Source organism: Orenia marismortui DSM 5156 (assembly GCF_000379025.1).
Taxonomy (GTDB): Bacteria; Bacillota; Halanaerobiia; order Halobacteroidales; family Halobacteroidaceae; genus Orenia; species Orenia marismortui.
This window is the reverse complement of record NZ_KB900622.1, coordinates 193,459-210,861: the sequence shown is the minus strand read 5'-3', so window position 1 is coordinate 210,861 and position 17,403 is coordinate 193,459. Positions and strand designations below refer to the sequence as shown.

Below are 17,403 nucleotides of genomic sequence, written 5' to 3'. Positions count from 1 at the left end.
TTCGTGGCTAAAAATTATTTTAGTAAGTGCTTATGTTTTAATGAAATTCTTTAATTCAATCTATATGTTATTAAATTTCATCGAGAACTACAACTATTAAGTTTGAATCTTCTGGCTTATCAATAAATTTTTTTCTTGTATTGCCATTAATTAAAAGTTTGGTGATTATAGTTTCATTAGCAGTATCTTTAGTATATTTTACTAAAGCCTTATTACCTTTCTTTCCAATAAAAGAATGTGACCATGGTAAACTTACATTTTCTAAGGTTATTTCCTCTTCATTTGAGCTATAATAGCTAATGTCTATAGTATCTGTTCCTGTTATCTCATATTCAACCTCATATATAAGTTCAATTCCTGTTATATCACTAATAGTTGAAGAAGTGCATCCATTAAGAAATAAGCTTAATGAGCAAATAAGTAAAATAAAAATTATTTTCTTCATTTAAATCCTCCTTTTTGTTTAGATGTTTTCTATAAAAATAAGATATATCCTAAAGAATTATCTTATAAAAACATATTACTACATAAAATCAGAATAACCTTCTTTAAATTTACTCATAAAATAAAATTTTCCACAAGAAGATAATTGCTTGATAATCCTTAATGTTTTTCTATCCCTGGTGACATAACTGTTTTTAATATAGAATATCTTAAAAAATTTCAAGATTTAAGAGATAAAGAGAAGATTGATATATGAAGATTAGTAGCAGAATAATGAAAAATAATATATTAAAAAATTGAATAATTTACAGAATCAAGTTGATTTGGAGATAGTTAAAGCTGAATAAATTTTATGGACAGGCACAATAGGCTAAAGCTCCTCATATAAATATAAATAGAGGTGGAATTTGGGAGGTGATTGGTCTTTGGTGCCTTCTTTTTTAGTTGAGTTATGCTCAAATTTATTGGATGGGCTAATGTTTTTGGTATCATATATTTCTAATGGTAATACCTTTGCTCAGCCTTTGTCTGCCGAGGAAGAAGAGGAATATTTAAATAGATTAGCCCAAGGAGATATTGAAGCTAAAGAGAAGTTGATAGAACATAATATGAGATTGGTAGCTCATATTGTAAAAAAGTTTGAAAATACTAACGTAACAAAGTTACAATATTAGTATAAAAATAAGTTTGATCTATCACCACTTATATACAATTTCTATTAAATTATTTTTACTGCTTACTCTTACTTCCTTTATTATCCGACTAACAGCATTTTTCTTTTTCTGCATTGATATATTATCATCTTTTAAAGTTTTTAGTATATTTTTTAAAGCTGATAAAAATTTATCCTTATCAATATTATTACCTATTAGCTTACTGCTAATAGTTTCTAATTCTTTAATTAATTCCTCTTTTTCCTCATTTAATCTAACCTTATAATTTTGAAGTTGTTCTAGAGTGATTACTCCAGCCTCATAAGCTTTCATTTGTCTTTCAAATTGATCATCAAAGTTGTCTAATTTTACCTTTAGGCGTTCATGTTTTTGCTGTGTGCTACTTTTATTAGTTTTAGATATGTTCAGTCTGTTTATATCTATATGGCCATTTAAAATAGATTCTAAGGCTTGTATAACTTCATCATCAATTTTGCCCATATTATTATAGTTCCCATAACAATTTTTATACTTACCATGATTAGTGCAGCGGGCATACACGTAAGTGGCTATTTTGCCAGAAGCTAATTTTTGTCTTGAAAATTGGCGGTGCATAGTTCCTTCACATTCATAGCACTTTAATAGACCTTGAAGAAGATAAGGATCGTATTTACTGTAACTCCTTCTAGTTCTTCTTTTTTGAGTAAGATCTTGGACTAACTCGAAATTATCTTTAGATATAATTGGAGGGTGATTATTTTCTATTTTTATATCTTGCCATTCAAAAGTTCCTATATAAGCATTGTTCTTTAACATTCTTAATATAGTAAGGTTGTTCCATTTCATTTGTTCCCCAGTACTCTTTTCTAATGAGAATTCTTTAATATTCTTTTGTAGATCCATGGCCAATGATTGAGTACCTTTACCATTTATATATTCTTCAAAGATATATTTTACTATTTTTGATTCCTCTTCTTGGATTTGATATTTACCATCTTCACCAATTATATAACCTAAAGGGGGTTTACCGACAGCTTGACCTAATTTAGCTTTTTCCCTTTGGCCTTTTTCAACTTCACGAGCTAAGTTTTCAGAGTAGAACTCTGCTATTACTTCAAGTATACCTTCAATCATTTTACCGATAGGACCTTCCCCAAAATCCTCTTTAATGGCTATTACATCGACTCCGCAGTCTCGCCTAAGCAAAGACTTATACACTATTGAATCTTCTCTATTACGAGCAAATCTGTCCGTCTTATGAATAAGTACAGCATCGTAATCTTCTGGATTTGATTTAATATCTCTTATCATTTGCTGGAATTGAGGTCTATCAGCTGTTTTGGCACTTTCTCCACGATCTACATACTCGCCAACAACTTCATAACCATTCTCTGAGGCATAGTCACGGAGCTGGCTGGTTTGAGCATCTATTGATAATCCTTCTTCAACTTGTATTTTAGAAGATACACGGGCGTAGATTACAGCTTTTTTCAATGTGATCACTCCTTTCTATCGTTATGCAATAAAATAAAAACCCATCATAAAAAATAATAAAGGTACAATACCGAGTATAAGTGTGCCTTTAGGCAAATCTCTAAAGAATAATTTTCTAATCATAATTAACAGAAAGAATATACCCATCAATATTGTTCCATTTATTAAACTACCTAATCCAACAATTTCTCTAAGAGATATATTAGCTGACAATGACGAGAAACTTACTATATTACCAATAATTAATGCAAAAACCGCAACTACTACTGCTACCATTTGAATAAAATTGCCATAGAAATTTTCGACTTGTTTTTTAGTTTCATTCATTTTATTTTCAAAATCATTTCTAACGCTATAGATGAACTTATCTAAACTATTATCTAAAGAATCTATTTTTTTATCTACCTGAGATAACGAGTTTCTTTTAATAAGTTCTTCCATCAATTTGTTATTTTCATTTATTTTTTCTTTGCTTATTTCGGTAAGATTTCCTATCAAATTTAAAATCTCAAGTAATTGGTCATCTTTTTTTATTTGATTTTTTTCACTCGTTCTTTTAATTTCGTTTTTCAATGTATCTAATTTATCCATATTCAACCTCTTTTCATTATATAAAATTTCAAATAATTCATTAATATCTATAAATAAAAACCTAGCATCAAGCTAAGTTTAACTGTTTATTTAAGGGTTAGGGTAAGGGTTGCCCAAAGGGTTAAATAAAGAGTTTGGCAATGCAGTAACAGTAACAGATAACAGATAACAGATAACAGTATACAGTAATAAAGACATAGTTCGGACTCTGTCACGAACCTCCTCTTAACATTACCCATTATAGTTAAATATTTCCCAAACTAATAAAAAATAAAAACAACTAGCTAAAAAGAGAGTTGTATCTAAAAGAAATTACCATATATTTTTTTACCGTCTCGGCAAGGTATTTTTTTAATACTTAATTTAGTGATCATAGCTTGTCTAGTTACTTTGAAAAATTTAACTAGCTTATCTAAGTCATATTTGCACCTATATGATTCTCGTTTCAAAACTGGAGTAGGAATCAATAATTCACTAGCAAAAATATCAGCTGCTATATCCTCAGGTGACTTTTCTTTAGAAAAAGCAGGAGAAGGATTAGTGAATATTGTATTTCCTACATCCAATATATCATGAGCTATTTCATGTGCTACATTAAATCTTAGTTGCCCTGGAGACTGCCTTTTATCAATTATCATTATTTTTTCTTTATCAGTTCTGATAAACATAGCTTCATCTTCAGTTAATTTTCTATCAACTAAAGTGATTTGTCTTTGTTTTATTATGTGATTTAGATCAACAGGGCAGTTTAAATTATTAGCTGTTAGGTATTGCCTAGCCTTCAACTCGATAATTTTTTCTGTTTTCAATTAAACCACCCCTATAAAGTTGTACCTTTCTCTTTTCCTTCTCTGACTGCTTTAAGCACTCTAATAGCAGTAGCTAAGTCTTCCTTACTAGCTCCTCTTGCTTCTCGCAAATACATTTGTATTTCTTCTTTTTGAAGCAAATCAGCTATAAACCTATTTTCTTCATCACTTAATAATTTTTGGACATCATCTGGTATCTTTGGTGATGAAGGTACTGCTTTTTTTATATCAGTGCGACCCAAGAGGTAGTCTACTGAAACATCGAAGATTTCGGCTAATTTGGTTAAAGTATCATAGCCAGGTTCTTTCCCTTTGGTTTCATACCCTGCGATTGTAGCTCGACCCACTCCTATTTTATCAGCTAGCTGTTGTTGGGTTAATTTATTTTCTTTTCTTAATTGCCTTATCCGTTTTTTGAACATTGTTCAATCACCTCAACTTATATAATAATAATACCTCTAAATGTGCCTATAGTAAACATATAGTATCTAAAAGACACAAAAAATAAAAATAAACTTGACAACGTGTCCTAAAGGAACTATAATATAAGTACAAATGTTCTTTTTAGACACGAGAGAGGAGGGTATCTATGAGAATTCAATTAAAAGAAAAAAGGTTAGAAAAAGGTTTGACCCAAAAGGAATTAGCAAATAAAGTAGGGATTCATCGTGCTTATTATAGCAATATAGAGTTAGGAAATAAAAATCCTTCATTAGCTGTAGCCACAAGGATAAAAAAAGAGTTAGGAACTAAAGAAGATGATATTTTTTTAATTTATAACGTGTCGGAAGGGAACGACCAAACCCAAAAAGCCAGTTAATAGTATCCCCAAGATTGCTAGTTGGTATGTTAGGGGGTGAGAGTGATGAGTGAATTAGAGAAGAAGATCTCAGATTTAGAAAAGAGAGTGGCTGAACTGGAAGGGCGAGTTCCAGAACAGCTAAATGATACAACCAAAATAGCAAAAGAGAGTAAAAAAACTATTAAAGAAATGTATCAAAGAGAAAAGTTAAACTCCTAATAAATCTTTTTTGATTAATTTACTAATTTGCTCCTTTTCTTCATCAGATAATTCAGTTAAATCAATATCTGAATTAATTAAAAGAGCCAGTTTGATGGATAGATTAGAATTAAGCATTGCAAAACTAGAAGTTATTGTTGCTTGAGGATTGTCAGGATTATCTTTTTTAAATTTTTCTATAGCTTCGATAAAACAATCCTTAATTAAAGGTAAAAGAACTTTTTCATACTCTTTGATTTGATTTTCTAATTTTTCTAGATCCAATATAATTACCTCCTTCCTATTACCAATATTCGACAGGAAGAGAGTAGTGACCTGCAAATAGAAAGGAGACAAGATAATGAACAATAGTACCTTAATTAACGGCAGAAAATTAATAAACAAGCAATATGATAACCAGCGAGTAATTATTTTTGAGGACATAGATAGGCTGCATAAAAGATCATCTGGTACTGCTAAAAGAAATTTTAATAAGAACAAAGAGTATCTGATTAAAGGGGAAGATTATTTTATTTTAAAAGAAGAAGCTTTGGACGAATTTCGTACTAACCTCCCAGAAGGGGTAATTAGTAAATTTGCTCCTAGTCTAGTCTTAATTGCTGAATCTGGTTATTTGATGATAGTAAAATCTCTTCAAGATGATCTGGCATGGCAAGTGCAAAGAACTTTAGTTAAAAATTATTTTAGAGTTAAAGATAATATCTCTAAACCAAATAGTACATTAGGAGTTTTAAGAGCTGCATTAGATGAAATTGAAGTAGCCCAAAGAGAAGCCAGAGAAGCTAAACAATTAGCTGCAGCTACCAAAGAAGAAATAACTAACATAAGAGAGACTATTATAGAAACTGATGAAGATTGGCGTAACTGGGTTAATAGTAAGATAAACTCTATTGGGTTTAAGACTAAGAGATATAGAGAGATTAGAAATGACAGTTATGAAGAGTTAGAAAACAGAGGTAAATGCCGATTAAGTGTAAGGTTAAGTAATCTTAGAGATAGATTAAGAGAAAATGGAGCAACTAAGACTGAGATTAAGAAAGCCAATAAGTTGGATGTTATAGAGAACGATATTAGGTTAAAAGAAATCTATGCAGCTATAGTTAAAGAAATGGCCATAAAATATAGCGCTTAGGTTAGTAATAATATCCAGCATAGGACAATCAGAATCACAAATATACTCTAGTGGGAGGGGGTAGAATGGCTTATAAAGTTTTGCATAGATTCGAGCTTGAAGACGGAACAGAGTCAGAGGCATTAGAGAAAGATGAATTTATAGATAAATTCAAAGAGAAATTATTAGATTGGGAAAAAGGATATCAATTTGTTGAAATGGTGGCTGAGTCTGCACTAGAGGAAGGTGCAGGGAGGGTAGCTTGATACCCTCGGGAAGAATTAGGACAATCATGACAAGCTGGCGAGGAACCAGCTAAGAAGTGTTATGTGATTTGGTTTAACTTACTTATATTATAATATAGCCTCCAATGGAAGATAAATAATTATATTCCATGATTACTGGAAATATTGAAGGGAGGTGAGAAGAGTGCATCCGAAATATAAGAAAAGATGGTTAGAGAGTTAGAAAGAATTATCATTGAAGCTTAATAAAGCTGAAAAAGAGGGTAATAAAGACAGAGTAGAGCATTTAGAGAGACTTATCCGTGTAGCGGATAGAAAATTAATTAGTTAGGAGGTAATAAGACTATGTGTGTAGCTAGGGAACTTAGGAATGTTAGAGAATCGCTAGGAATGAATCAGGGAGAATTTGGAGCATTGATCGGATACGGTAGAACTTCAATATCAGACATGGAGAAAGGCGATAAAGAAATACCTGATTTTGTTATAAGTAAAGCTGTCTCAAAGTTTAATGCTTTAGGATTAGCTTTAGAAAAGTGCCAGGAGTGTAGTTGTAATTATTTTGTTCCAGCTAAAGTGGATATAGATTCTAGTCCAGTTGAAGTTTTAGATATACTTATTGAAGAGTTTGAAGAGGGGATTCAAGCAGCTAAGAAAGCTAAGAAAGAATTAAAATTGCATAACAAGAGAAGTAGAGAGTTTTTGAGCGAGGCAGAGTTTAGGAAACTAACAGATTGTACAGAACAGATTTATGATCCAATGACTGGGATTGTGAAATGGCTTGAAGTTTTTCAAGAAAAATATAAAGGAAATGTAAAAGAAACTAAGTCTAAAAATATTACTAAACTTTATGATAATGGTGCAAAAAGAAAAAATTCACCCGTTGCAGCGGATGAACTTAAGCAATACGCTTATTAAATTTAAGTTATTTTTATTATATCAAATTTAGGAGGTAATAGCAATGACTCATTACCAAGCTACATCTAAAAGAATTTATAGGAATTTTGATATAAAAGAATTTAGAGAAATATTTGAGGAGGAAGTTATGAAGCTCAATTTAAGAGGTATCTTGAAAAATATTGGAAAGGGTTACTATAAGATTATACAGGTGTACAAAAATGGAAAAACTCGGGTTCTAGAAAATGATGAGAATCATTTAGAGACTTTCATCAGCAATATTAGCAAAGGTAACCTAAAGGAATATGAAATTATGTCAGATTGTAAGATAAGCTTGAAGTTATCTAATGATTACGTAAGCGATCATTGGGAGGTTATTCCTGTTATGCGGCTTATTCAATATCAAGTGTCGAACTATAGAAGGAGAGTAGTAGATAATGATTTGATAAATAAACAGCTAGGCCTATGTTTGTTGACCAATATAAAGCAAGCTAAAAAGATTCATAGTACCGATATTATTGAGATTATTGATTATGTAGATGAAAATAAGATTGAGTATATATTAAAAGATAAATTTGAGCGACAAATAACTAAAGTGGAGCTTTCTAATAAACTGAGTAGGGTGATATAGATGAAGGTCCAGGTATTATTCAGATATGGCGAAATAGAGGTTAGCATGAGTGATACTGTACTCGTAGAGCAACTAGAAGATTCATTGAACAGAAATCAGGGCTACGATAGAAAATATCCCTGGAGATATCGTAGAAGGAGGGCGAATTAATGGGAAGTGAGGCTTGTGTTGAATGGATTGCGCAAAATAGCTTTGTAAGAGTCGGTTGGGATTGGGTAGTTGATTCAGAAGAAGATTTAAGTTGTACGATATATTATTGCCCTTTTTGTGGCAGCGAACTAAATGGATACGGATGCACTAAATATAAGGAGGCTGAAAAATGAAAGANATTAGGTTANNNAGNTTGAAACTNAAAAATTTCAAAGGGATTAAAGACTTTGAGATTTTAGATTTTTCAAAGAATACTAAAATATTAGGTGATAATGGTACAGGTAAGACTAGTTTGTTTGATGCTTTCAGCTGGCTGTTATTTGATAAGGACAGCCAAGGAAATTCAACTCAGTCATTTGATATAAAGACTTTGGATGAAGAGGGGAATGTAATTCATGGTTTGGAGCACGAGGTTGAGGGTGTACTACAGATCAATGAAAAGAAGTTAACTCTTAGAAAGACATATTATGAAAAGTGGACTAAGCAAAGGGGTTCAGCAGAGAAGAAGTTTACTGGTCACACTACAGATTACTTTTTGAATGAGGTACCAGTTAAGAAGAGTGAATATGATGCCCGAATTAATGAAATAGTAGATGAAGATATTTTCAAATTACTTACTAATCCAGCTCATTTTAACGAGGAATTGCATTGGAAAGAGCAGAGAAAAATATTATTTAAAATCGCTGGTGATGTAGATAGTGAAGAAGTGATTGCAGCTGCTGAGGGGTTAGATGATCTTCAAAGTATATTGGGTGGAAAAAAGATTGAAGATCATAAAAAAATTATTGAAACCAATCGCAAGAAGATTAATAAAGAATTAGATAAGATTCCTGTTCGTATTGATGAAACAAAATTAGGTATGCCAGACATCTCTAATTTAGATAAAAAAGAGATTAATGATGAAATTACAGGATTGAAAATGAGAAAGTCTGCTAAAGAGAAGAAGATCAGCAATATTGAAAATGGAGGTGAGATCGCTAAGAAGAAAAAGGAACTTGCAGAACTCCAATGTGAACTTATGGAGATTAAGAGCAACCATAGAAGTAGTTTTGATGATGAGATCGAACAGAATAGAGCAATTTTAGAAGAGTTAAGGGATAAATATCGTTCTGTTAATTCTGGTATTAAAGATAAAGAGCAAGAGATTAAGACTGGCAAACAGAGAATAGAGAAGATAGATAAAGAAATATCTAAACTTCGTACTAAATGGCATGAGGTTAATAAAAAAGAACTAAAATTTGAGCAAGAAGATGTTTGTCCTACATGTGGGCAAGATGTTCCTCAAGAGCAATTGGAAGAGACTAGAGAGAAAGCAATCAAAGAATTCAATCTAGATAAGTCTAATCAACTAGCAGAAATAAATTCAGATGGCAAGAGCAAGGCTGAATATAAAGAGATTGTAGCAGAAAAGAATGAAAATCTTAAAGCTGATATTAAAGATTTAGAATCTAAAGCTGAAAAGTACCAGGAAGAAGCAGAGAAGATTCAAGCTAAACTTATCGATTTAAAAGCAAAAGCTAAAGCAGTAACTGAATCAGAAGACTATCAATCTAAGCTAGAAGAAAAAGAGAAGCTTGAAGAGGAAATCAAACAGCTCCAGGAAGATAAATCACATTCTATAGATGAAGTTAAAGAGCAGATCTATCTATTAGAAAAAGAGATAGAGGCTAATGAGAGAAAGCTGTCTCAACTAGAACAGCATGAGAAAGGCCAAGCAAGGATTCAAGAGTTAACAGATCAGGAGAAAGAGTTAGCAAAAGAATATAGCAGACTCGAGAGGGAGTTATATCTTGCTGAAGAGTTTATTAAGACTAAAGTTGAACTGATGGAGGATAAAGTCGAAGGCGAATTTGATCATGCTCAATTTAAACTCTTTGAAGAACAGATAAATGGAGGGTTAAAAGAGTGTTGCGAAACCCTTTACCAAGGAGTTCCATATGGGTCTTCACTTAACAATGCTGCAAGAGTCAATGTTGGGTTAGATATTATCAATACTTTGTCAGCTTATTATGGATTTAGAGCTCCAATCTTCGTGGATAATGCTGAGAGTGTAACCAAACTGATTGATGTTAATAGTCAAATGATTCAATTGATTGTAAGTAAGCCAGATAAAGAGTTGAGGGTAGAGTTAGAGCAAAAGGAAATGAAGGAGGCGGTTTAGATTGAGTAAATTTAAGATTGAAATTGAAATTCCAGATAGTAACTTGCCTAATGATAAAATTGACAAACTTTTTCATACTGATAATTGTATCAAGATAGCATTACATGAATTTCAAGAAGACCATGGAGATTTAGAAGGAATTAGAGTTCATGACACTATAATAATTGATTCTTTTGAATCTGAATAATAAATAAACTTAAGGAGGAATTAGATAATGAGTAATAATGAATTAGCAGTAGTAGGTCAAAAGATTGTGGATAAGGTTTCTAGTAGGGTGCAGGACTTGCAACAAAAAGGAGATTTAGTATTACCTAAAGATTATTCAGCAGCTAATGCACTGAGGTCAGCGTGGTTGGAATTGCAGGATACAAAAACCAAAAACAAAAAACCAGTTTTGAGTGCATGTAGTCAAAATAGCATAATGAACACTTTGTTAGAAATGGTTACAAAAGGACTTAATCCGAGCAAAAAGCAATGCAGTTTTGTAGCGTATGGTAATAAATTAACTTGTCAAGTAGAGTACCCAGGTAATATAAGAATGGTTAAATCCATGGCAGGGGCTGATGATGTTAATGCTACAGTTGTTTATAAGGGTGACGAATTAGATTACGAAAAGATAAAAGGGAGAACGGTTATTCATAGCCACAAAACTTCTCTTGAAAACAAAATAAATGGTGAAATAATAGCAGCTTATGCGACTATTGAGTTTCCTGGAGAGAAGCCAGATTATAGTGAAATTATGACCTTACAGCAGATGAAACAGGCTTGGAAGCAAGGAAATATGTACAAAAATGAAAACAGCGACAGTTTTCATAATAAATTTTCTGAGGAAGCTTGTAAAAAGACAGTAACCAACAGAACTTGTAAGACTTATATTCGTAGTAGTGATGATGTTAACTTGCTCATTGCCAAAGCTAATGAAGCTGGGATTAAAATGTCAGAAGATATTCAAGCAGAGCAGGAAGTGCAAGAAGAGATTGAAGAGAATGCTAATAGTCAAGTGATTGATATTGAACTTGAAGAACAGGATCAAGAGGAAAAATCAACTTTAGTTTCTGGTCCTATGAAAAATTTAGATGAAGCAAAGAAAATAAAAGAGAAAGCGGATGAAGAAGTTAAAAATATGCCAGAGGAGCCAGATTTTTAATGATTGATATAACTACACTAGCCTCTGGAAGTAAGGGGAATTGCTACTATATAACTGATGGTAGCACTCCCTTGCTCCTGGAGTGTGGAATATCAATAAAAGAGATAAGAAAGGGTACAGAGTTCAGGCTTGGAGAGGTTGAAGGGTGCTTGATTACTCACGAGCATGGCGATCATATTAAAGCAGCTGTTGATGTCGCTAGAGCTGGAATAGATTGTTATATGTCAAAGGGTACATTTGACAGTTATGGGTTTGGTTCTCATAGGTTTAACATTATTGATAGAGAGGTTTTGACAGATAGATATTTACAATTAATTATAGGTAGTTGGGTTATAAAACCTTTTGCAGTCAATCATGATGCAATTGAACCATTAGGATTTTTATTATTTAGCAAAGAGACAGGAGAGAGATTATTATTTGCTACTGATACTTTTTACTTGAAAGGTGTCTTCCCTGGACTGAATTATATAATGATTGAGTGCAATTATGCTTTAGATATACTCAATGAAAATATCAGATCTGGCAGAGTTCCAGCAGTCCAAAAGAAGCGATTACTTAAGTCCCATTTTAGCTTAGAGAATGTTAAAGAATTTTTGAAAGCTAATGATTTAACTCAAGTTAAAGAGATTCACTTACTGCATTTGAGTGATAGGAATAGTGATGAAGAGAGGTTTAAGAGGGAGATCCAAGAATTGACGGGCAAAATTGTTTATATTGCGTAGAGGAGGGGTATGAATGGATATTAAAAAAGATAGTCAATACCAAGATGGAAGAGGTTATTGAGTCTGGCAAGATAGAGGAATTGATTGAAAATAAAATTGAAAAATCATTAGAAACAGCTATAGAAAAATACTTTGATAGCTGGGGAGATTTCCAAAAGGATTTAAATGAAACACTAAAAGAAAAAATGAAGATTAATTTAAATGATATGGAGATACCGGCTTATAATAAATTAATTTTAGATTTTATAGAAAAGGAAGTAAATAACACATTATCTACAGTAGGTGTAGAAAAGGTTAAAAATAATTTAAAAGAATTATTAGCTTCTGCACCTAAGGAAATAAAATTACAAGAGATTATAGATAAGTATATAGAAGAAAAAGATGATGAGATACACGAGGATTTTATAGAATATATTTATTTTGATTATAAGCATAGCAGCATTAAAGGTTATGTTGATATTATCATCAACTTGCATGAGTTAGGAAAGTATGATAGTCCAGATTTAAATTTTACTTTAAGAGAAATAGAAGAGGATAAGTATGAGATCTTTAGGGTTGATATCAAGGGTGCTAGTCTTAAGGATTTTGATTTTATAGGTAGTTTGTATGGGATAGAAAGATTTATGTTTAATCTGTATGCAGCTGGTTCAGTTGTAGTTAATGATCCAGAAGGATTTGATTATTTGAATACATGCACAGGATTATATTAATTAGTTAGAAAGGAGGGTTTGAGTTGGCCAGACCCAAAAAGAGTTGCCTTGATTATTTTAGTCTTGATGTCACTATGGATGATGAAACAAATTTAATAATAGCTGAATATGGAATGGAAGGTTACGGAATCCTTATATCCATGTTTCAAACAATTTATGGCAACAAAGGCTACTATCATAAGTGGACAGAAAGAGAACAAATACTTTTTAGCAATAGGGTTTCTGCTAGTAAAAACATAGTTATTGATGTAATTAATGATTGTGTAAAGTGGGGAATATTTGACCAAGAAAAGTATTCTGAATATCAGATATTAACCTCTAAGAGGATACAAGAACATTATATAGATGTAACTTACAGGAGAGCAGAAGTCGAAATAGAGCTTGATTATCTAGTCATAGATAAGGTTGATAGAGATAACATTGTGTATACTGGGGTTTCTGATAGCAAAAACTCTCCAAGCGATAAAGTTTCAGATAACAAAAGTACACAAAGTAAAGTAAGTAGTAAAGTAAGTAGTAAAGTAAAAGATGAAGAAGAAGATACGCACACGCATGAAGAGGAAGAAATTTCTCAAAAAAAGAAGGATCCAGTTTTTGATATGTACGAAAAAGTATTTGGAAGATGTTTAAGTGCTTATCAAGCAGAATTATTAGATTCTTATACTGAAGATGGACTAACTGATGAAATTATTATTATGGCCATAGAAGAAGGCGGTAAAAGAGATGTTAATGGATTTAAGTGGCTACAGACTACCCTTAATGATTGGCTAAGCAAAGAGTTAGATGAGCCCTGGAAGATTAAAAAATATCTAAATGAGAGAGATGGACCTAAGAGAGGGGATGGTGTAAATGGAAAGCATAGCTCAAATAATTCAAGAGGATTCCAAAAAGGTAATCAACATAAATCAGAATACGGTAAAGGATGCCTCGAAGATCCAGAACTCCAAGAGGTCGATGTATCAATCGACGACCTCTGATCCAGTAGATAAGATAAAGCAAATCAAATGGAAACAAGCTTGGGAGCTACAGAATGGAAATGCTGATAAAACTCAGTTTAGTTGTCACATTTGCTGTGATAAAAAGATAGTAGTAAAAAAAGAAGGAAATAAATTTACAGCTGATGATTGTAAGTGTTTAGAGCAGAAGAAATTAAAAGAGAGAAAGCAAAAGGAACAAAAGAAGTATGAGAATAGTATTAAGGCTGCTGAGATAAGAGAAGAATTTGAAGGAAAAACTTTTGATGATTTTCAATGGCTAAAGGGCAAGAAAGAAGCTAAGTATGCAGCAATGGACTATGTTGATAATTTTGATTTTTATCAAAGCAAAGGAATTGGATTAACTTTTGTTGGCAAATGTGGAAGAGGTAAAACATTATTAAGCCATATTGTTAGCCAGGAATTACTCAAGAAAGATCATACAGTAGTTAATGTAGTTGCTAAAGAGTTTTATGATGATATTAAAGCTACTTATGATGATCCAGACAAAAAGACATCTGATTTGATAACATCTGCCAAGGAAGTAGATCTTCTAGTTATCGATAATTTAAATGCTCAAAGATTTGGATTTGATGAAATAGATAAATTATTTATTATCATAAATCACAGAATTGAAAACAAGAAGCCTACAATTATCAATTCTACTTGTAGCTTAGATAGTCTAGAAAAGAAATTAGCTCCTGATCATGTAAGCAGGTTGATAGGTAAAAATGGAGATCCAATTCAAATTAGTGGGATCGATATGAGAAAGAAACATGGCGAGGCCATAACTAAATTAAGGCAACAAAATATAGGAAAGTTGAAAAATAAAACAATATAACTTCTATAAGTTATATGAACCAGCATAACTTGTCCGATTTATATTTGCTACCCATATCCCAAGTTCCCCTGAGGACTGGGTGGCAAATATAAATATAAATATAGGTGAGTATGGAATAACAGGTTTGCACATGTGAGTGGCTAGTGTGGTGGCTAGCTGCTCGAACTAAAAAAGGGGCGTGAAAGTATGATAAAGATTATTGTGACATGGTTGTTGTTTAATATATTATTTGTAGTTGTAATGTACCGAAAAAGAAAGAAGAAACAAAAATATGGTTATGTAGATATAATGAAAATCATGCATGAAAAAGGTGAAGAAATTGGAGAAAAATGAATTATACCAAAAGGCAATTGATAAATGGGGTAAAGAAGAGCAGCTGAAAATGGTTGCAGAAGAATGTTTAGAATTAGCACTAGCAATCAGGCATAATTTAAGGGGCAAAACAACTACAGCAGATATAATTGAAGAAGCTGCAGATGTTGAGATTATGTTGGAGCAATTAAGAGAGATAATGAGGGGATACCTTGGAAGTCATGGAGAAGTTCTTATTGATGAAAAGAAAGCAGAGAAACTGGAGAGATTAGAACGACTATTAGAGGAGGAGATATAATATGGCTGATTACATGAAGGATGATGGAGCGATAAAGAAGGTTGCAGATAAAGTGATTAAGGAGGAGTTCCCTAAATTAGCAAATCTTAAAATTGCCTATCAGTTTATCGATAAGGCTAGAAATTCTAAAGGAAGAACAGTAGCTGCTGAACCTAACAAGATACCAGGTAAACTAGAAAATTTTATAGGATATGATTTAGTTATCACAGTAGCAGAAGATATTTGGACGAGTGCTAAAGACCTCAAGATAAGAGAAGCGATAATCGATGATGCACTAAGGACTGTGCATTTGGAAGAAAAAGAAGGCACAGCAGGATTTCCTAGAAGATTAGCAGATGATTACTATATGTTATCAGATGGCAAGAAGGTGAAAGGGCAGAAAGCAGCAGAAGAAGCCCAACAGAATATATCTGACTATGATATTAAGATTTATGGTTATGAGGTCCAAGCTAATCCAGGTAACTTCAAAAAGTATGGAGCATGGAGAAAAGATTTGGAGAAGATGAAGACAACAGTGTTACAACCAAATTTGCCACTTAAGGCAGTAGGTGAATAGTATGGCTATTAATTATGGAGGGAGAGGCCAAGAATTAGAAGAAGAGATCGAATTAACCAATAAAGAATATCTGCGTCGGGGCTTAGCTCTGGTGCAGAAGATTGCAACACCTGTTAAGGTATTAAACATTAATGACCGAACCGGTAGAATCACTAATGGTTTTTACGAGAAAAAGTCTACAGTTGATTACATTGGCGTTTACGATTGTATACCAATAGCTTTTGATGCCAAAGAAACCAAAGTGTCTACTAGGTTTGATCTTAGCAACGTAAAGGAACACCAGTACTTGTATTTGACTAGCTGGGTATCAAATGGAGGAATAGGGTTTTTGATAGTTCAGTTTGTTACTCGTGATGAAACTTATTATCTTCCTTATGAAGTTTTAGATCGATACTGGCAAGGCATGTTGTCAGGAGGAAGAAAATCAATTCCTTATGATGTAGTGGCTAAGGATAAGTATAGAATTGAGCAAGGAAAAGGGATGATATTGCTTGATTATTTGGGAACTTTAAAAAGAAACTTGGTAAGCACTAATGAAATAAAGGGGTGATTCTGTGATACAGAGCATTAATTACAAGAAAGCTCATAGCATGGCTAGTCGTGGTGGATTGACCAAGAAGAATATAAAATTATATGAAGTGTTATTTTCTTGGTGTACAAAAGGTTATAGAACTCCTACTATTCAGGAACTTGCTGAAGAATTAGATTGGACTGAAAGTGCTGTTAGGTATCATTATGATAGATTAAAGTATTATGATATTATCACAGAAAGATAGTGATATTATGATTACCATAAAGGAAGTGGTGAGAAGTGGATTTAAAAACTATAAAGCAGATATGTGAATTGCAAGGTATAGAAATGAAGTTGTTGGCTAGAGTAAAATGTCCTAGATGTGATTGCAAAACATTGCTTATAGACCTAAAGAAAGAATATGGTCATTGCTACAAATGCAGCTACAATGCCAGAGAGGAACATATCAGAACTATAGCAGAAGATGACTTTTTGTACAGGAAGAAAAAATACAACAATATGATGACTAGTTCAAAAGGGATTAGTTATTAAAATAAAAAAAGGACAAGCCACTAGGACCTGCCCTCTCAATTAATTTATTCAGCTAAGTTAATTATAACATATCAAGGGAGGCTGGGTAAAGTGGAACAGGTGGAAAGAGTACTATATAGTTATAGATCGCTTAAGAGGGCAAGCAAAAGATTGAGAAGAAGAGCCTGTACAATTAATGATGGTGTGAAAAGCGGATATAAAGCAGCTGATGTTATACCTGGTCGACTATCTGCAGTAGCTTATGGAGGGGGACAAATAGAGAGAAACGCAATTAGAAATGATGATTTGATTAGGAGAGCTAATAGGGCCGATGAGTTAAGAAAGATAATTCAGGGAGATGTAGATGAACTGAAGAATGAAAATCCAGAGACTGGTGGAGAGATGTCAAAGGTGATTGAACTTAAATATTTAAAGAAATACAAAAATGATAAGATAGAATTTGAGTTAGCAATCAGTGATGCTACTTTACACCGAAGAAGAGTTAAGGCGCTAGATATTTTGGAGAAGAACGGTTTACATCTACTATATGGTGAGATAATGAGTATAATTTAATCATTTGAAGTAAAAGTGAAGTAA

General features: G+C 32.5%; 26 protein-coding genes and 1 pseudogene. 21 read left to right on the top strand and 6 right to left on the bottom strand.

The window, feature by feature from the left end; all coding sequences use genetic code 11:
* Positions 1-70: 70 nt before the first annotated feature.
* Positions 71-445: an MmpS family transport accessory protein gene (locus tag OREMA_RS0113295; RefSeq protein ID WP_018249761.1), complete on the bottom strand. Its 375-nt coding sequence runs from the start codon at positions 443-445 to the stop codon at positions 71-73.
* Positions 446-920: 475 nt separating this feature from the next.
* Here OREMA_RS0113295 and OREMA_RS0113290 point away from each other — a divergent pair.
* A pseudogene (locus tag OREMA_RS0113290) lies at positions 921-1,094 on the top strand (RNA polymerase subunit sigma-70); the annotation flags it as partial.
* Positions 1,095-1,139: 45 nt separating this feature from the next.
* Here OREMA_RS0113290 and OREMA_RS0113285 read toward each other — a convergent pair.
* The 4 genes from OREMA_RS0113285 to OREMA_RS17850 form a co-directional block, all read right to left on the bottom strand.
* Positions 1,140-2,591 (bottom strand): recombinase family protein, encoded by a 1,452-nt coding sequence (locus tag OREMA_RS0113285; RefSeq protein ID WP_018249759.1) that lies wholly within the window; start codon positions 2,589-2,591, stop codon positions 1,140-1,142.
* A gap of 21 nt (positions 2,592-2,612) precedes the next feature.
* On the bottom strand, positions 2,613-3,182 hold the full coding sequence (locus OREMA_RS0113280; RefSeq protein ID WP_018249758.1) for a BAR domain-containing protein: 570 nt from the start codon (positions 3,180-3,182) through the stop codon (positions 2,613-2,615).
* Between the two features lie 302 nt (positions 3,183-3,484).
* Entirely contained in the window at positions 3,485-3,991 is a 507-nt protein-coding gene (locus OREMA_RS0113275; protein ID WP_018249757.1) for an ImmA/IrrE family metallo-endopeptidase, read from the bottom strand.
* Positions 3,992-4,002: 11 nt separating this feature from the next.
* Complete coding sequence (locus tag OREMA_RS17850; protein ID WP_018249756.1) at positions 4,003-4,413, bottom strand: helix-turn-helix domain-containing protein; 411 nt, start codon at positions 4,411-4,413, stop codon at positions 4,003-4,005.
* Between the two features lie 167 nt (positions 4,414-4,580).
* Between OREMA_RS17850 and OREMA_RS0113265 the strand changes: the two genes are divergently transcribed.
* Together OREMA_RS0113265 and OREMA_RS18905 are read left to right on the top strand one after the other, a co-directional pair.
* Complete coding sequence (locus tag OREMA_RS0113265; protein WP_018249755.1) at positions 4,581-4,811, top strand: helix-turn-helix transcriptional regulator; 231 nt, start codon at positions 4,581-4,583, stop codon at positions 4,809-4,811.
* A 45-nt stretch (positions 4,812-4,856) separates the two neighbouring features.
* Positions 4,857-5,012, top strand: a complete 156-nt coding sequence (locus OREMA_RS18905) for a hypothetical protein (protein ID WP_018249754.1) — start codon at positions 4,857-4,859, stop codon at positions 5,010-5,012.
* Here the strand turns inward: OREMA_RS18905 and OREMA_RS0113255 are convergent.
* Positions 5,001-5,276, bottom strand: a complete 276-nt coding sequence (locus OREMA_RS0113255; RefSeq protein ID WP_018249753.1) for a hypothetical protein — start codon at positions 5,274-5,276, stop codon at positions 5,001-5,003. The genes OREMA_RS18905 and OREMA_RS0113255 overlap by 12 nt on opposite strands.
* Positions 5,277-5,352: 76 nt before the next feature.
* Here OREMA_RS0113255 and OREMA_RS18470 point away from each other — a divergent pair, with 76 nt between their 5' ends.
* From OREMA_RS18470 to OREMA_RS0113150, 18 genes are all read left to right on the top strand, one after another.
* On the top strand, positions 5,353-6,144 hold the full coding sequence (locus tag OREMA_RS18470) for an ORF6N domain-containing protein (RefSeq protein ID WP_018249752.1): 792 nt from the start codon (positions 5,353-5,355) through the stop codon (positions 6,142-6,144).
* 65 nt (positions 6,145-6,209) lie between these two features.
* Positions 6,210-6,389 carry a hypothetical protein gene (locus OREMA_RS0113245; protein ID WP_018249751.1) on the top strand — a complete coding sequence of 60 codons (180 nt, stop codon included), beginning with the start codon at positions 6,210-6,212 and terminating at the stop codon, positions 6,387-6,389.
* 324 nt (positions 6,390-6,713) lie between these two features.
* Positions 6,714-7,283, top strand: a complete 570-nt coding sequence (locus tag OREMA_RS17835; protein WP_018249749.1) for a helix-turn-helix domain-containing protein — start codon at positions 6,714-6,716, stop codon at positions 7,281-7,283.
* 43 nt (positions 7,284-7,326) lie between these two features.
* Positions 7,327-7,893: a hypothetical protein gene (locus tag OREMA_RS0113230; RefSeq protein ID WP_018249748.1), complete on the top strand. Its 567-nt coding sequence runs from the start codon at positions 7,327-7,329 to the stop codon at positions 7,891-7,893.
* A 149-nt stretch (positions 7,894-8,042) separates the two neighbouring features.
* Positions 8,043-8,216 carry a hypothetical protein gene (locus tag OREMA_RS18900; RefSeq protein ID WP_018249746.1) on the top strand — a complete coding sequence of 58 codons (174 nt, stop codon included), beginning with the start codon at positions 8,043-8,045 and terminating at the stop codon, positions 8,214-8,216.
* Complete coding sequence (locus tag OREMA_RS0113215; RefSeq protein ID WP_018249745.1) at positions 8,213-10,204, top strand: AAA family ATPase; 1,992 nt, start codon at positions 8,213-8,215, stop codon at positions 10,202-10,204. The genes OREMA_RS18900 and OREMA_RS0113215 overlap by 4 nt, the downstream gene beginning before the upstream one ends.
* A gap of 1 nt (position 10,205) precedes the next feature.
* A complete protein-coding gene (locus tag OREMA_RS0113210) occupies positions 10,206-10,391 on the top strand; it encodes a hypothetical protein (RefSeq protein WP_018249744.1) in 186 nt (61 codons plus the stop codon).
* Between the two features lie 27 nt (positions 10,392-10,418).
* A complete protein-coding gene (locus OREMA_RS0113205; protein ID WP_018249743.1) occupies positions 10,419-11,351 on the top strand; it encodes a RecT family recombinase in 933 nt (310 codons plus the stop codon).
* On the top strand, positions 11,351-12,073 hold the full coding sequence (locus tag OREMA_RS0113200; protein WP_018249742.1) for an MBL fold metallo-hydrolase: 723 nt from the start codon (positions 11,351-11,353) through the stop codon (positions 12,071-12,073). The genes OREMA_RS0113205 and OREMA_RS0113200 overlap by 1 nt, the downstream gene beginning before the upstream one ends.
* A 44-nt stretch (positions 12,074-12,117) precedes the next feature.
* The gene (locus OREMA_RS0113195) at positions 12,118-12,783 is read left to right on the top strand and encodes a hypothetical protein (RefSeq protein WP_018249741.1); all 666 of its coding nucleotides are present in this window, start codon (positions 12,118-12,120) and stop codon (positions 12,781-12,783) included.
* Positions 12,784-12,806: 23 nt separating this feature from the next.
* Positions 12,807-13,760, top strand: coding sequence for a Lin1244/Lin1753 domain-containing protein (locus tag OREMA_RS18465; protein WP_018249740.1), 954 nt, complete (start codon positions 12,807-12,809; stop codon positions 13,758-13,760).
* Positions 13,642-14,598 (top strand): ATP-binding protein, encoded by a 957-nt coding sequence (locus tag OREMA_RS19250; protein ID WP_244871509.1) that lies wholly within the window; start codon positions 13,642-13,644, stop codon positions 14,596-14,598. The genes OREMA_RS18465 and OREMA_RS19250 overlap by 119 nt, the downstream gene beginning before the upstream one ends.
* 186 nt (positions 14,599-14,784) lie before the next feature.
* The gene (locus OREMA_RS19065; protein ID WP_018249738.1) at positions 14,785-14,931 is read left to right on the top strand and encodes a hypothetical protein; all 147 of its coding nucleotides are present in this window, start codon (positions 14,785-14,787) and stop codon (positions 14,929-14,931) included.
* Complete coding sequence (locus tag OREMA_RS0113175; RefSeq protein WP_018249737.1) at positions 14,918-15,208, top strand: nucleoside triphosphate pyrophosphohydrolase family protein; 291 nt, start codon at positions 14,918-14,920, stop codon at positions 15,206-15,208. The genes OREMA_RS19065 and OREMA_RS0113175 overlap by 14 nt, the downstream gene beginning before the upstream one ends.
* Position 15,209: 1 nt before the next feature.
* Positions 15,210-15,764 carry a putative metallopeptidase gene (locus tag OREMA_RS0113170; protein ID WP_018249736.1) on the top strand — a complete coding sequence of 185 codons (555 nt, stop codon included), beginning with the start codon at positions 15,210-15,212 and terminating at the stop codon, positions 15,762-15,764.
* Position 15,765: 1 nt separating this feature from the next.
* Positions 15,766-16,314 carry a Holliday junction resolvase RecU gene (locus OREMA_RS0113165; protein WP_018249735.1) on the top strand — a complete coding sequence of 183 codons (549 nt, stop codon included), beginning with the start codon at positions 15,766-15,768 and terminating at the stop codon, positions 16,312-16,314.
* Positions 16,315-16,318: 4 nt separating this feature from the next.
* Positions 16,319-16,540 (top strand): hypothetical protein, encoded by a 222-nt coding sequence (locus OREMA_RS0113160; RefSeq protein WP_018249734.1) that lies wholly within the window; start codon positions 16,319-16,321, stop codon positions 16,538-16,540.
* 377 nt (positions 16,541-16,917) lie between these two features.
* Positions 16,918-17,379 (top strand): hypothetical protein, encoded by a 462-nt coding sequence (locus OREMA_RS0113150; RefSeq protein ID WP_018249732.1) that lies wholly within the window; start codon positions 16,918-16,920, stop codon positions 17,377-17,379.
* Positions 17,380-17,403: the final 24 nt, after the last annotated feature.

What these genes read in the sequence shown, in the direction of transcription:
- OREMA_RS17835 (WP_018249749.1), top strand. Translation starts at nt 6,714, where the DNA reads ATGTGTGTAGCTAGGGAACTTAGGAATGTTAGAGAATCGCTAGGAATG.
- OREMA_RS0113280 (WP_018249758.1), bottom strand. Translation starts at nt 3,182, where the DNA reads ATGGATAAATTAGATACATTGAAAAACGAAATTAAAAGAACGAGTGAA.
- OREMA_RS0113205 (WP_018249743.1), top strand. Translation starts at nt 10,419, where the DNA reads ATGAGTAATAATGAATTAGCAGTAGTAGGTCAAAAGATTGTGGATAAG.
- OREMA_RS0113245 (WP_018249751.1), top strand. Translation starts at nt 6,210, where the DNA reads ATGGCTTATAAAGTTTTGCATAGATTCGAGCTTGAAGACGGAACAGAG.
- OREMA_RS0113195 (WP_018249741.1), top strand. Translation starts at nt 12,118, where the DNA reads ATGGAAGAGGTTATTGAGTCTGGCAAGATAGAGGAATTGATTGAAAAT.
- OREMA_RS0113170 (WP_018249736.1), top strand. Translation starts at nt 15,210, where the DNA reads ATGGCTGATTACATGAAGGATGATGGAGCGATAAAGAAGGTTGCAGAT.
- OREMA_RS18900 (WP_018249746.1), top strand. Translation starts at nt 8,043, where the DNA reads ATGGGAAGTGAGGCTTGTGTTGAATGGATTGCGCAAAATAGCTTTGTA.
- OREMA_RS0113295 (WP_018249761.1), bottom strand. Translation starts at nt 445, where the DNA reads ATGAAGAAAATAATTTTTATTTTACTTATTTGCTCATTAAGCTTATTT.
- OREMA_RS19065 (WP_018249738.1), top strand. Translation starts at nt 14,785, where the DNA reads ATGATAAAGATTATTGTGACATGGTTGTTGTTTAATATATTATTTGTA.
- OREMA_RS17850 (WP_018249756.1), bottom strand. Translation starts at nt 4,413, where the DNA reads ATGTTCAAAAAACGGATAAGGCAATTAAGAAAAGAAAATAAATTAACC.
- OREMA_RS0113200 (WP_018249742.1), top strand. Translation starts at nt 11,351, where the DNA reads ATGATTGATATAACTACACTAGCCTCTGGAAGTAAGGGGAATTGCTAC.
- OREMA_RS0113230 (WP_018249748.1), top strand. Translation starts at nt 7,327, where the DNA reads ATGACTCATTACCAAGCTACATCTAAAAGAATTTATAGGAATTTTGAT.
- OREMA_RS0113265 (WP_018249755.1), top strand. Translation starts at nt 4,581, where the DNA reads ATGAGAATTCAATTAAAAGAAAAAAGGTTAGAAAAAGGTTTGACCCAA.
- OREMA_RS0113165 (WP_018249735.1), top strand. Translation starts at nt 15,766, where the DNA reads ATGGCTATTAATTATGGAGGGAGAGGCCAAGAATTAGAAGAAGAGATC.
- OREMA_RS18470 (WP_018249752.1), top strand. Translation starts at nt 5,353, where the DNA reads ATGAACAATAGTACCTTAATTAACGGCAGAAAATTAATAAACAAGCAA.
- OREMA_RS18905 (WP_018249754.1), top strand. Translation starts at nt 4,857, where the DNA reads ATGAGTGAATTAGAGAAGAAGATCTCAGATTTAGAAAAGAGAGTGGCT.